Raw genomic sequence first — 13,233 nt, forward strand, 5'->3', positions numbered from 1 at the left:
GTCATCGCCAGCTCATTAATTCTAAATCCCCCTCCGCTAATCGCTGAGGGGGATTTTTTTATGCTGAAAAGATTAAAAATAAAAAGAGTAGAGAAGACTTCACTATAAGGGCTTCTAAAATTTAATAGGCTTCGTTGCTAATAAAAACAAAATTTGTTTATATTTTTATCAAGGATATTAGTATTGCATAATTTTGTTACTTGCATTTTTTAGGGTATAGAGTAGCTGCCCTAAGAGTACATCTTTTTCAGTCAAGGTTACGATAATCATTGGATGATTTGGAGAAGGAATCGAGGTTAAAATGGCTTTACCATTGTCCGCATCCAAAGTAATCGACTGACAACCTTCGAGATGAATTTCATTCATAAAGGCTGCAACCATAGCTAAGATTGAGCTACTAACTGCTGCAAGTTTAGTGCTGTTATACCCATCTCTCTTATAAACATGGGCTAACTCGAAGCCATCTGTGCTACACAGCATGACATAATTGACACTGCGGACATTCATGAGAACATCTTGAATCTCACTCTTTGCAAAATCAATTAACTCTTTTGGTGCTGTGCGGCTTTGCGCTAAAGTAAACATATAGAACCTCGTTAAGGGTTAATTGGCAATATTTGAGTTGATCTCAATGGATGTAATAAGCGCTTCTAATAATAACAAAACGTCATCTTTCTTCCTTGCATCGATAAAGAAGAGTGGAGAAAAGAGATCATTTTGTAATAACCAGTCTTTATAGATAGTGGTTGATTTGGTTGACTCAGAAAGAAGATCGGTATGTGTAATGCCGATCGCAATATTGTCGGTAAAGTTTTGAAAGGTTTCCAGATAACTTTCTAATTCTTGAATAGGGTTGTCTGAATGATGGTCAATCAAAATTACAGCACCAATAGCACCTTTAGTAATGGCAGACCAAATAAAGTCGAAGCGGCTTTGCCCAGGTGTACCATATAGCCCAATGGTCAGGTTTTCATCAAGCGTGATTTCACCATAATCAATACCAACAGTAGTTTCCAATTTGGTATGGCGCTGTGCATCTGTGTTGAAAGCCTCCGTTTGCAGTACAGGAATCTCTGAGAGTGATCGAATCGCCTCTGTCTTACCCGCGCCCATACCACCAGCAAAAACAATTTTAAAGCGTTGTAAAATCATATTATTATCCTATATGCCTAGTTTTTTTCTTAGTTTTCCAAAAAAGCTTTTAATTAATCCTGCTTCTTCTGTAACTTGAGGCATTTCTGGTGGGTTAAAGTGTTTATCCCAAATATTGATTTTTGAGAGATTATGGGTCGCGATATTGGCTGCAATAAAGCGCTGCACAGTTTCAATAGGGAGATTCAACTGCGTTGCAATTTTTGAAATTTTACCACCTTGAATAAAGCAGCTGGAAAGTTGAAAAATGGTTTTCCTGTCCACATTACTTGCTGGCTTAGGCCACATATGGATCTTAAAATGTCCATCTTCAGGTGCAATTTCTTTCAAAAATATGGGTGAATCCCAAAAAAACTGCCATAACCAGTCGCTAAGTATATGGGGTTGCTTGCGTGAGACTTTCATGAAGTTGCTGGTGCTGGCAATGTCATAATCAAAACCAGAATCTGTAAAGGCTTGTTCTCGTTCTGTATTGAGCCAAGCGATATTTTTCTGAATATCAATAATGGCAATGGTGCCCAAAGTATCAAAAAGATGTAGCTTTGAGTTGCGTTCGGTATCCAGCATTTTGCTGAAATATTCTAATTTGTAGTGTGTTTTTTTATTCTGAGTTTCGATAGGAAGGATTTGTTGATTGTCAAAAGAGGGGGGAAGTAGATGTTGAATAATCCAATTCGAGAAGCTTTCAAGATGTGTAATTGGTAAAGAAATTGTGTTTTCGTGGAGTCGGTTTTCGTTATGGGTTTGCTTAGAAATTTTTAGCCATGGGAACTGACGACTTCGAATGATCTTTTGGATCCCTTCGGTTTCATAAAAACTTTCATGGATAAATAAACAATCAATAGTTGGGTCAGCAGCGGAGCTCCAGTTAATTTGATACTCTTGAGGAATGAGATTACGTAGCTGTGTTTTAAGTTCGTCAGAATGGTTTGAACTCAGGCCAGTAATCGCAATATTAATATATTGCTTATTCATAGTGTTTCTTTAATTTAATTAGGTTGAAGAGGACAACGCATACAACCCCTTTCCCAAAAGGATGAGAAAGGGGCAATTCAAATTAAGAAAAATCTAGGCCTTTTTCATATCCTTTAAGTTCATGGCGAGCCATAGCAAGGTTTGCTTTAGAGCGTTCAAGGACAAGATATAAGAAAATTTTGTCATTGCCTTCTAAAGGACGAATAAGGTGATACTGCTTACCTAGTGTAATTAAAATATCTTCGATGGTGTCATTCAAGTTCAATGCTTGTGCAACACGTCGTTTTGAGCGAACGACTTCAGTATTACCTGCAGCCGCGAGTTCTAAATCGATGCTTCCACCGCCTTGAGTTGCTAGGGCCAAACCGCTTTCCCCATCGACCAATGCTGCTGCATAGAATCCATCGATATTTGCTAATGCTTCCAATGACACTTTAGCCATAGTTTTTCTCTTTAATTTTATGAGTTTTGAAATCCTTTTAACTTGTTGTTTCACAAGTCGATTTAATTATATGGACGGCGTGAAAAAATTATCAATATAAATAAATGTAACAAAAAAAAGATGAATAAATGTACGATTAAACCCGAGGCTTTTAGTCAGTTTTTGCTACAGATTTTGTGATTAGGTTTGCGTATTTTAAAAAGGAGTGTGAAAAAGTTTATTGTTATTTGAAAAAGTGTTTAATTTATTTGCTATTGTAACAAAATGTAACTTTTACCATTTGGACAAATAAAAATAAAAAAAGAAATCGATTTTTTTGATTTTTAAAGATGAAACATATAATTATTTTTCATTAAAAAATAAAGGGATGCGCAAAATGAGTGCATCCCTTGGAGATTAGACAAACATTTGACTTGCTGCGCAATAAAGTCCCCATAAAATCGCGATAGCGACAGCAGGCTCAATCAGTTTTGCCCATGTTGGCGTTGGATTTTGCTCTGCTACCTGTGTGTGTAGCTGATCTGAGTGGTCTGTTGCGTGTTGATTTACCATTTGATTAAACTCCTTCATCGTCTCTTCTAATGATAGCTCTTCTTCAGGCTTTGGTTTAGAGCCAATCAGTTCTGTTAGCTCACTTGTTGTCCAAACCCAGTCATCAGCCAGACCAGAGAGGTGCTCGATTTGACCGACAAGCAACTCGCGTATTCCATGTTCACCAAAGTTCCCTGTGGCATCAAGTTGTTTGAGTTCAGCAAACTGCAGGCTCAACATGCTGGTTAGGCTGTGCTCTAAGTCTGCCTTTGCTAACTGTGATTCATTTTGCGGAGACGTGGTGAGATGCCTTGCAAGTTCTTGAATATAGAGGTGATCTTGAGTTTGAATCTCTTGATAGAGCTTGGTGCCATCTTGACGCATCAAGGTGATGAGTTTTCCAAGGGAGAGGGTGTTGGCCTCAGAAAGATATTGAAGTCGCTCCTCATCTGAATATTGACTCAGAAGCTCAGGCTTTTGAATTTTAATCTGCTCTGCAAAATATTGTACTAAATCAAAAGCCATATAATTACTCCATTTTATTAATCTAATAACCTTAAACTTGGTTTTTTCTTAGCGGGTTCAGTTTTTTCTTCATTGTCTGATTTTAAAGCATTTTGCTCGCTTTGGGTATGATTGTCATACTCACTTGGATCGAAGAACAAACCCTGTCCATTTTCACGGGCATAAATGCCAATCACAGCATTAAGTGGTACATAGATATCACGAGATACCCCACCAAAACGTGCAGAGAAGGTAATCGCATCGTTGCTCATATGTAGCGCATGTACGGCATGAGGGACGATGTTTAAGACAATTTGGCCATCTTGAATAAACTGTTCAGGAACGAGAGTATTGGGCTGGGTTGCATCGACCAATAAGTGCGGTGTCAATTGGTTATCACAAATCCATTCATAAATTGCGCGAGCTAAATATGGACGAGTCGGCGTAAGGTTTAATTCTTGATCAGACATAATGTTCTCTACGGCTGTTTAAATTCAGATTGATAATGGTTTTTCTCCTGCAAAGTTAAAGACTTTAAAAATGCAGGACGACTAAAAATACGTTGACAATATAAATAGATTGGGCGGCATTGCTGTTTGGGTAAATGCACGCCCATGCTGTTTAAGCGTAGAAAGATAGGCGCAAGCATGCAATCTAAAATGCTAAAGCTTTCCGACATGAAATAGGGGAAATGCTGAAACAGTGGTGTTAGGGAAATGAGTGTATCTTTCAGTTTTTTTTGTGCTTTCAGTTTTGCTTGTTCATCGAGTGTATCTGGATGGCGTAACATCATATCGGCAAGTTTTAACCAATCTTGTTCAAAGCGCCAAATGTACTGACGCTGTTCCGCGCGAGGCATAGGCGCGTCGGCATAGAGCTTGTTTTGACGATAACGATCGTCTAAATACTCGGAGATGATATTGGCGTTGAATAGTTTTAAATCATTTTCAATCAACATCGGCAGCTGATTATAAGGGTTTAAGCTGGCGAGATCTTCATCATCAGCATCACTTAAAACCAAATGGTATTTGATTTGCTTCTCTGCAAGTACATAACGAATCCAATGGGAGCGAAAATCATCTGCATGGCTATACAGCGTAATTCCTTGAAGCGGAGTAGTTTCGACAGACATATTTCAAGAAACTAGGTGAAGTGAATCGGTTAGAATACTAAAAATAGCCAATAAAATCATCTTAACTTTAATATGCTTATACAATCGAACAACTTGGAATAAATGAAAAAGAAGGATAGAACCATGCAGCTTAGGCTCAGAATCACCCAATCGATTGCAGTTATTATACTAATGACTTCCATCTCAAGTAGTTATGCTCAAAATCAAGATGCAGCCGAACAGGTAGATGTAGCGCAGCAGACTGCTGAATATGCAGCTTGTATTGCCGATGAAGCCTGTGATGTTGCTACTTCTGTATCCGAGGATGAGATGTATGGCGGCATTCAGCAAGAATATACAGTAAAAGGCTGTAAGGTCACTGTTTATAATGATGGGCCTGTGAAAATGGTCGATGAAAAGACCGATGAGCCGTGTAATGCACCACTTCCCAAAGATCATCAATTTTCAAAATAAGCTGGAATATGTAACTAGAGGCATGTAATACGAATAAAGCAGAAAGCATAGGCTTAAAACTTGAAAATGACGTATAAAAAAGCCTTGGATAAACCAAGGCTTTTTTGTCCGATTCGGTAAACGAATTAACGTTTAGAGAATTGAGGACGTTTACGAGCTTTACGTAAACCAAGTTTCTTACGTTCAACTTCACGAGCATCACGAGTAACGAAACCAGCTTGACGAAGAGCAGGTTTAAGTGTTTCGTCAGAAGCGATCAACGCACGAGTAATACCGTGACGGATAGCGCCAGCTTGACCACCGATACCACCACCAGCAACAGTGATGTAAAGGTCATACTTTTCAGTAACTTCAAGAAGCTCTAAAGGTTGACGAACAACCATACGAGCAGTTTCACGACCGAAGTATTGCTCAAGAGTACGGTTGTTAATTACGAGCTTGCCTGTACCAGCTGACAAGAAAACACGTGCAGTTGCGGTCTTACGGCGACCTGTACCATAATTAGTAGCCATGTGCTGTATCCCTTAGATGTCCAAAACTTGTGGCTGTTGAGCAGCGTGTGGATGCTCTGTACCTGCATACACTTTCATTTTCTTGATCATTGCATAACCAAGAGGACCTTTTGGTAACATACCTTTAACAGCTTTTTCTAAAACTGCTTCAGGTTTGTGAGCGATTAACTTTTCAAAGTTAGTCTCACGGATACCACCAGGGAAGCCAGTGTGGCGATAGTATTTTTTATCAAGTGCTTTTTTACCAGTCACTTGAATTTCTTCAGCATTGATTACAACGATATAATCGCCAGTGTCAACGTGAGGAGTATAAGAAGTCTTGTGCTTACCACGTAGACGACGAGCGATTTCAGTCGCAAGGCGACCTAAAGTTTTGCCAGAAGCATCAACAACGTACCAGTCGTGTTGAACTTCAGCAGGCTTAGCGCTGAGAGTTTTCATTAAACCACTACCTATTATAGTTGGTTTGGACTATGGAATCTGTCCAAACAAAAGGAGACGCGATTCTAAACGAATACGTTAAGAATCACAAATGAAAATATAAAATTTCAAGAGCCGTATTCTAAGGTATTTCCCTGTATAAAGGAAGAGATCAAAGTTTATTCTTTTTAAAAAATACAAATATGCTTATGGCGTGTATGTCGGGGCTTGCGTGTGTTGATAAGCACAAAAAAGAATGAAAGGGTTTTGCTTTTGAAATACAAGCCTGGGATAGCATTTGAATACTTTGAGTTTTATACAATATATGGTTAATTCTTAATTTTTATGATTTCAAACTTTCCTCCGTGATAAGGTTTTTCAGCCAATTGACAAAAGCCCAGTTCGAATTGAAATAAACAAGTTTTAGATATGCGTTTTGTCATGCATCGATCTCGAAATAGACGTTGTATAATGAGCGACACGCATTTTCTTTGAGTTGCTTATGCTTCCTTTATATGTCACCAGTGGTGAACCTGCTGGGATTGGTCCAGATATTTGTTTAAGCCTTGCTGCTCGTATAGATGAGCGTCCGATCGTGGTCCTTGGTGATATAAACTTGCTACGTACACGTGCAGCATGTTTGGGATTGGACATTGAACTGATTGAATATTCAGGGCAAGAAGCATCATCAACTCAGGGTCAACTTTATGTTGAGCATGTGCCTTTAAGCGAAGCTGTTGTAATGGGTGAGCTCAATCCTCAAAATTCGGCTTATGTCTTAGAGCAGCTACGACGTTCGGCCGATTATGCCATGTCAGGTAAAAGTGTAGGTGTTGCAACTGCACCTGTACAAAAATCAGTCATCAATGATGCTGGGATTCACTTTAGTGGACATACCGAATACTACCAAGAGTTTGCTGGAGTTGAACGTGTGGTGATGATGCTCGCAACCAAGATGTTGCGTGTCGCGTTGGCTACTACACATTTGCCCTTAAGAGCTGTACCCGATGCGATTACCAAAGAACGACTGCATCAAGTGATTGATATTTTAATTCAGGACTTAAAAAGCAAATTTAAAAAAGAACATCCCCACATTTTAGTATGTGGCTTAAACCCACATGCAGGGGAAGATGGCTATTTGGGCATGGAAGAAATTGAGGTGATTAACCCTGTGCTGGAAAGCTACCGTGCTCAAGGCATAAATATGAGCCTGAGCCTGCCTGCCGACACCTTATTTACCCCTGAAAACTTAAAAGATGCCGATGCTGTTTTTGCGATGTATCACGATCAGGGCTTACCTGTGTTAAAATCGCAAGGGTTTGGTGAAGCCATTAATATTACTTTGGGCTTACCGTTTATTCGTACCTCAGTCGATCATGGCACAGCTCTCTCCCTCGCAGGAACAGGTCTTGCGAAAAGCTCAAGCTTACAGGTCGCTGTTGATTTAGCGTTAGAATTAGCTCGTCACTAATGTTCAGTGACTAACTCACGTTGGAAAATTTTATGTATCAAATTAATGCCTTAAACCCTAAAGATGAAGGGCACCATACGCGGAAGCGTTTTGGGCAAAACTTCTTACATGACCAACGTGTTATTGCCAAGATTGTACGTTCAGTTGCACCCCGTTCAGGTGACAACATTGTGGAAATTGGCCCGGGTTTGGCAGCATTAACATCACCGTTGATTGGTGAATGTGACGCACTCACGGTGGTCGAATTGGACCGTGATTTGGCGGCAGGTTTGCCGGGGCGTGTGCCACATCCTGAACGTTTAACCATTATTGAAACTGATGCACTGAAGTACGACTTCACCAGTTTATTTGAAGATGGTCGTCCTTTACGTGTTGTGGGTAACCTACCTTATAACATCTCAACGCCACTTTTGTTTCACCTCTTGGAGTTTGGTGACAAAGTTAAAGACATGCACTTTATGCTACAAAAAGAAGTGGTTGACCGTATTACGGCTTCTCCAAATAGCAAAGAATATGGTCGTTTGTCGGTGATGATTCAGTATTTCTGTAAACCTACGTTCTTGTTTGAAGTACCCCCAGGTTCATTTAACCCGCCTCCCAAAGTGACGTCTGCGGTGTTCCGCCTAGAGCCGTATGCGGTTAAGCCGATTGTGGCAAAAAATGAAAAAGCCTTGGCACGTTTGGTCTCGCACGTCTTTACCCAGCGCCGTAAAACTTTGCGTAATAGCTTAAAAGGCATGTTGGTTGAAGATGGTTTTGAACAAGCGGGTGTTGATCCGATGGCACGTCCAGAGACTTTAACACTGGCTCAATTTGTGGCATTAGCAGATCAAATGGTGGCTTAAGGTGACAGGTGCAGAGATTCGATACAATTATGTCATTGGTGATGTGCAGGGTTGTTTTGAAGCACTAAAAGCCTTGCTAAAGACTATTCAGTTTGATCCTGACCAAGATTTTATTTGGTTCGCAGGGGATTTGGTTGCCCGTGGTGAAAACTCATTGGGTGCTTTACGCTTTATTAAAAAATTAGTAGAGCGTAATGCGGCTGCAACAGTTTTAGGCAATCATGATTTAACTTTGCTGGCGGCTGCACGTGGCATTAAAGCAATCAAAGACAAAGATAACATTCGTGATGTGATTGATGCGATTGATAGTGATGATTTGATTGATTGGCTACGGAAACAACCCTTGTGTTTGTTTCCAAACGCAACCACGGTTCTGACGCATGCAGGCATTCCAACCAATTGGACAGCAGAACAAGCTGCTGCTTTAGCCGCAGAAGTTGAGGCGGTCATTGCAGCGGATGATTTTGATGTTGTCGATGCCTTTTTAAAAGAAATGTATGGTAAAGAGCCCACCTTGTGGTCGGATGAACTGACGGGGCATGCGCGTTTACGTTGTATCGTAAATTATTTGACTCGTATGCGTTTAACCGATAGTGCTGGGCGTTTGGAGTTTAGTTTTAAAGACTCACTCAGTGACCCAATGCCAGAAGGCTTCAAACCATGGTTTGAATTTGCTTCACAAGCAGCGCAAACCCATAAAGTTGTGTTTGGTCACTGGGCCGCTTTACAAGGCAAAACCATTTCAGACTCGATTCAAAATGTAGATGGCGGTTGTGTTTGGGGGCATCAATTAATGGCTTACCGTCTAGAAGATGAGACTTTATTTGCCGTTGATAATCCAGTTCAATAGCACATGCATTAAAAAAGCCACGAAGTTCGTGGCTTTTTTTTATTCTTAGTCGATTCTTAACCAGGTTTGGTTACGACCTAAAGCAGAAACACCGATGTATGCACGTAGAGAAAGACGCTTTCCTGTGGCATTCAGTTTCATTTTCGCATCATAAAGTTTGCCAGACAAAGGATCAATCACACGACCTTTTTCATAGTTATTGGTGCCGTCGACATGCTTTAAGCCTTTAATAATGTCCATACCCAAAATTGGTTTGTTGGTATATGGAGTAGGGCAATTCACGCAAGTTTCTTTTGGTGTATAACCTGGGCGTGGTGTAATTTTTACAATTTTTCCAGTGTAAGTATTATTCGATTCTTTACGAATTTCGATAATGGCTTTTGGTGAGCCTGATTTATCATCAATTTGTTGCCATGTCCCTGTTAAGTCCTGTGCAAATGCTCCCCCGCAAAGCATGGACAATGTTAATCCCGCGATAAAAAACTTACTTTTCATATAAGGTTCTCTATAGTTTCACAAAAAGATATCCAAGACACAGAAAAATAAACAGTTTGCACCAGGCAAACTGTTTTGTGTTTAGATATGAATTAGGCAGTTGCCTTTAAAAATTGAAAAATCATACACGCTTAGCTGAAACTCTTTTATTCATTGAATTTGAAACCATCAGACTAAGTTTGGAGTAATGTATAAGTGACTCAGTAGTGGTCTACAAAATCTAAAATGAATTGATCAAGTGATTGCGTAGACCAGGCCTGTTCAGTAATAAGAACCTAGATTATTCTCGAATCCAAGTTTGGCTGCGACCTAGAGCCGATATGCCCACGTATCCTCGCAAGGTTAAGCGTTTGCCATTCGAACTGAGTTTTGCTTTACAGCTATAAATATTACCAGAAAGTGGATCAATGATTTTTCCACCCGTGTAATTGGTATCACCGCTGTGTTTCAAACCTTTCATCACATCCATGCCTAAAATAGGCTTATTGGTATACGGCGCAGGGCAATTAATACAAGTTTCTTTTGGTGTATAACCCGGACGAGGCGTTACTTTAACGATCTTAGCGGTATATGTCCCGTTTGATTCTTTGCGAATATCAAGGATGGCTTTTGACGACCCAGTTTTGTCATCAATATTTTTCCAAGTGCCGCTAATATCTTCAGCGAAAGCTGTACTACCCATAACGGTTGTAGCGAATGCGATTGCAAGTGTCAATTTGCTCATGAACAAAATCCTTTTATCATTTAATCAACGACAAACTCATCTTAAGTTGATTTTTTAAACAATACAATTGTTTATATGAGGAACATATCACATTTTTTGCAAGTATAGAATAAACAATGGTAACCAGATTGCTGTAAATACCGCATTGACAGCCATTCCAAAGGCTGCGTAACGTCCAGCAATACTTCCCCGTTGCCATGCTTGAGCTGTACCGATGGCATGGGCTGCAAGACCTAGTGCTAAGCCCGATGCACGTTCATCATTAATGTGTTTGAGAATCAGTGGCGAAAATGCAGCACCAATCACACCGGATAAAATCACGATTAAAATGGCCAGACTCACAGGGGCTTGCAGCAGTGTTGCAATGTTAATTGCGATAGGCGTTGTGACTGCGCGCGTGGCAAATGCCATAATGGTAGGATCGGACAAATGTAGTAGATAAGCCAGTCCCATCGGCAGTCCGACCGCACTGATACTGGCAAAGACCAAGATACCCACCACGGCTTTGAGGGGGAGGTCGTCATAGCGCATAGCAGCCAATGGAATAGCTAATGCAACCGTGACATAACCGAGCAGATGGTTAAACACTGGATTTACCTGTGCCATATATTGCTCATACGGAATGTTTAACAACAACAGCAGGGCAATCACAAAGCACATGCCAAAAACAATCACGGGAATTTGTGGCAGTTTTTTGTTGAGTGGCTTTGCCAGTAAATAGGCAACGAGGGTTAGGAAAAAACCGAAAATAATGGGAATCATGTGCACACTCCTAAAGCCATTTCTTAGACATTTTTGCGTAAACCCACAGTGGAATTAGTGTGCTGACAAATAGCACCACCAAAAACATTGGGATTTCACTGCCTAAATGCGTCATCATTAGTAAGGAACCTGCACTGATAGGTAGAAAAGCAAAGGCACTTTCTTTCATGATTTTATTGTTGGTATCGACCAAACGTGCTGGAATTTTATGAAATTTTCTCCAACCTAAAAGGACGATTAATAAACTAATCAGTCCAATTAAATTGCCCAGTTCAGGATGTCCAAAACGTCCAGTGATCCACACAGCCGCCTCACGAAAGATGATGATCAGGGCAACCGTACCGATCCATGCTTTCCAATCAACAGTTTTTATCCATTCCATTTTGTTCTGTCATTAACATTTTACTTATCACGTTTTAACCGATTTGGTTTTTGATTTCAAATTCTTCGAGTTCACGATGAAATTGTTTTGCTTTCAAACCTAAAATTTCATCAATTGGTAAATGTGCTTGTTTAATCAGTTGTTCAAGTTTATGCGGTGCAATATACACTTGTAGGTGTAGGTTGCCCTCATCATCATAATTTTCAGATTGAATCACATTTAGGTCGTACAGTTGATTACGCAATTTGCCATAGGCTGGTTTGAGTAGGACGTCAAAGTTTTGAATTTGACCCATCAAGCACTCTTGTACCGCTTGGCGTAGTAGATCAAATCCTTCGCCTGTATGTGCTGAGACATAGACACGCTCAGGTACATTGGGTTCAGCGTAAATGATTTTGGCTTGTTCGCCACTTTGATCGATCTTGTTATACACCCGTAGAATTGGAATATCTGCGCCAATTTCTTTGAGCACTTTTTCAACAGCTTCAATTTGTTCCATATGGTCTGGACTACTCGAGTCAATCACATGCAACAGCAAACTGGCTTCTAATGTTTCCTCTAGCGTCGCTTTAAACGATTCTACTAAAGCATGCGCAAGATTACGTACAAAACCAACCGTGTCAGCTAGGACCAGTGGGCCAATACCATCCCATTCCAAACGTCTTAAGGTTGGATCTAAGGTTGCAAATAACTGATCTGCGGCATAAACATCAGATTTGGCAAGAGTGTTAAACAGGGTTGATTTGCCCGCATTGGTATAACCAACCAAAGAAACGGTTGGAATCGCGGCTTTTTGACGTGCAGCACGCCCTTGGATACGCGTCTGACGGACTTTTTCTAATTTATCTTTAAGTTGTCCAACACGGACACGAAGTAAACGACGGTCAGTTTCGAGTTGCGTTTCACCTGGACCACGGAGTCCAATCCCGCCTTTTTGGCTATCGAGGCTAATGCCTGTACCGACCAGTCGAGAAGACAAGTGATCCAATTGAGCCAATTCGACTTGAAGTTTCCCTTCATGGGTACGGGCACGTTGAGCGAAGATATCTAGAATAAGGCGTGTACGATCAATGACGCGGCACTTGATAATGCGACTCAGATTACGTTCCTGACTAGGGGTTAGAGCATGGTCAATAATCACCAGCGTGGCTTCAAGTTCCTCAACACGAGCAGCAATTTCTTCTGCTTTGCCTGAACCAATGAAATATTTAGCATCGGGTTTGAATCTTTGAGCGTGAACATGCTCCAGAATTTCTGCACCTGCCGACTTAGCAAGCAAACGAAATTCTTCTGCATCAAGGTCTTCCAGAATATGGATGGCAACACTGACTAAAATGGTTTTTTCGCCACCTTGCTTTTGCTCAAAATATTCCACTAAATTCGATCTCACATTGAAAACTCTAGTGTAGATGAATTTGCTGAGATTGAGCGAAATAGTTATGCTGTTGCCTTACATTGAGCGAAATAAGTGAACCAAAAGCAGCAAGGTACCAAAGTATAAAATACTGAGCCCTATAATAAATTTCAGTGCCTGAACAGGATTTAACGGTGAAGCTGGAGGATTCATTTGATCGTTCATGTAC

General features: G+C 40.5%; 18 protein-coding genes. 4 read left to right on the top strand and 14 right to left on the bottom strand.

Features of this window, described 5'->3' with window-relative positions; all coding sequences use genetic code 11:
- Positions 1-177: 177 nt before the first annotated feature.
- From PTT44_RS02080 to PTT44_RS02110, 7 genes are all read right to left on the bottom strand, one after another.
- Positions 178-585, bottom strand: coding sequence for a roadblock/LC7 domain-containing protein (locus PTT44_RS02080; protein ID WP_168158287.1), 408 nt, complete (start codon positions 583-585; stop codon positions 178-180).
- Positions 586-603: 18 nt separating this feature from the next.
- Positions 604-1,152, bottom strand: a complete 549-nt coding sequence (locus PTT44_RS02085) for a GTP-binding protein (protein ID WP_004695077.1) — start codon at positions 1,150-1,152, stop codon at positions 604-606.
- A 9-nt stretch (positions 1,153-1,161) separates the two neighbouring features.
- Entirely contained in the window at positions 1,162-2,127 is a 966-nt protein-coding gene (locus PTT44_RS02090; RefSeq protein ID WP_168158286.1) for a hypothetical protein, read from the bottom strand.
- An 82-nt stretch (positions 2,128-2,209) separates the two neighbouring features.
- Positions 2,210-2,569, bottom strand: a complete 360-nt coding sequence (locus PTT44_RS02095; protein ID WP_004983207.1) for a hypothetical protein — start codon at positions 2,567-2,569, stop codon at positions 2,210-2,212.
- A 396-nt stretch (positions 2,570-2,965) separates the two neighbouring features.
- A complete protein-coding gene (locus PTT44_RS02100; RefSeq protein ID WP_058870241.1) occupies positions 2,966-3,625 on the bottom strand; it encodes a hypothetical protein in 660 nt (219 codons plus the stop codon).
- A gap of 17 nt (positions 3,626-3,642) precedes the next feature.
- A complete protein-coding gene (locus PTT44_RS02105) occupies positions 3,643-4,074 on the bottom strand; it encodes a ClpXP protease specificity-enhancing factor (protein ID WP_005400226.1) in 432 nt (143 codons plus the stop codon).
- An 8-nt stretch (positions 4,075-4,082) separates the two neighbouring features.
- Entirely contained in the window at positions 4,083-4,736 is a 654-nt protein-coding gene (locus PTT44_RS02110) for a glutathione S-transferase N-terminal domain-containing protein (RefSeq protein ID WP_004695093.1), read from the bottom strand.
- A 123-nt stretch (positions 4,737-4,859) separates the two neighbouring features.
- On the opposite strand from PTT44_RS02110, the gene PTT44_RS16580 reads away from it, so the two are divergent.
- Positions 4,860-5,189, top strand: coding sequence for a hypothetical protein (locus PTT44_RS16580; protein WP_029575104.1), 330 nt, complete (start codon positions 4,860-4,862; stop codon positions 5,187-5,189).
- A 125-nt stretch (positions 5,190-5,314) separates the two neighbouring features.
- On the opposite strand, the gene rpsI is transcribed toward PTT44_RS16580, so the two are convergent.
- A complete protein-coding gene (gene rpsI, locus PTT44_RS02120; RefSeq protein ID WP_004695095.1) occupies positions 5,315-5,701 on the bottom strand; it encodes a 30S ribosomal protein S9 in 387 nt (128 codons plus the stop codon).
- A gap of 12 nt (positions 5,702-5,713) precedes the next feature.
- Entirely contained in the window at positions 5,714-6,142 is a 429-nt protein-coding gene (rplM, locus tag PTT44_RS02125; RefSeq protein ID WP_004695096.1) for a 50S ribosomal protein L13, read from the bottom strand.
- Between the two features lie 481 nt (positions 6,143-6,623).
- Between rplM and pdxA the strand changes: the two genes are divergently transcribed.
- The 3 genes from pdxA to PTT44_RS02140 are packed head-to-tail and all read left to right on the top strand — an operon-like array spanning position 6,624 to position 9,287.
- Positions 6,624-7,592, top strand: a complete 969-nt coding sequence (gene pdxA / locus PTT44_RS02130) for a 4-hydroxythreonine-4-phosphate dehydrogenase PdxA (protein ID WP_168158285.1) — start codon at positions 6,624-6,626, stop codon at positions 7,590-7,592.
- Positions 7,593-7,624: 32 nt separating this feature from the next.
- Complete coding sequence (gene rsmA, locus PTT44_RS02135; protein ID WP_168158284.1) at positions 7,625-8,437, top strand: 16S rRNA (adenine(1518)-N(6)/adenine(1519)-N(6))-dimethyltransferase RsmA; 813 nt, start codon at positions 7,625-7,627, stop codon at positions 8,435-8,437.
- Between the two features lies 1 nt (position 8,438).
- Positions 8,439-9,287 carry a symmetrical bis(5'-nucleosyl)-tetraphosphatase gene (locus tag PTT44_RS02140; RefSeq protein WP_168158283.1) on the top strand — a complete coding sequence of 283 codons (849 nt, stop codon included), beginning with the start codon at positions 8,439-8,441 and terminating at the stop codon, positions 9,285-9,287.
- Between the two features lie 45 nt (positions 9,288-9,332).
- On the opposite strand, the gene PTT44_RS02145 is transcribed toward PTT44_RS02140, so the two are convergent.
- The 5 genes from PTT44_RS02145 to hflX all read right to left on the bottom strand — a co-directional run bounded on the left by PTT44_RS02145 (position 9,333) and on the right by hflX (position 13,025).
- Positions 9,333-9,782 carry a DUF2147 domain-containing protein gene (locus PTT44_RS02145; protein ID WP_004695101.1) on the bottom strand — a complete coding sequence of 150 codons (450 nt, stop codon included), beginning with the start codon at positions 9,780-9,782 and terminating at the stop codon, positions 9,333-9,335.
- Positions 9,783-10,062: 280 nt separating this feature from the next.
- Positions 10,063-10,506 carry a DUF2147 domain-containing protein gene (locus tag PTT44_RS02150; RefSeq protein ID WP_168158282.1) on the bottom strand — a complete coding sequence of 148 codons (444 nt, stop codon included), beginning with the start codon at positions 10,504-10,506 and terminating at the stop codon, positions 10,063-10,065.
- Between the two features lie 87 nt (positions 10,507-10,593).
- Positions 10,594-11,268 carry an LrgB family protein gene (locus PTT44_RS02155; RefSeq protein WP_004695104.1) on the bottom strand — a complete coding sequence of 225 codons (675 nt, stop codon included), beginning with the start codon at positions 11,266-11,268 and terminating at the stop codon, positions 10,594-10,596.
- 10 nt (positions 11,269-11,278) lie between these two features.
- Positions 11,279-11,650, bottom strand: coding sequence for a hypothetical protein (locus tag PTT44_RS02160; protein ID WP_004695106.1), 372 nt, complete (start codon positions 11,648-11,650; stop codon positions 11,279-11,281).
- Between the two features lie 34 nt (positions 11,651-11,684).
- Complete coding sequence (gene hflX / locus PTT44_RS02165) at positions 11,685-13,025, bottom strand: ribosome rescue GTPase HflX (RefSeq protein ID WP_168158313.1); 1,341 nt, start codon at positions 13,023-13,025, stop codon at positions 11,685-11,687.
- Between the last annotated feature and the right edge of the window lie 208 nt (positions 13,026-13,233).

Source organism: Acinetobacter sp. Gutcm_16, assembly GCF_028649355.1.
Lineage (GTDB): Bacteria > Pseudomonadota > Gammaproteobacteria > Pseudomonadales > Moraxellaceae > Acinetobacter > Acinetobacter johnsonii.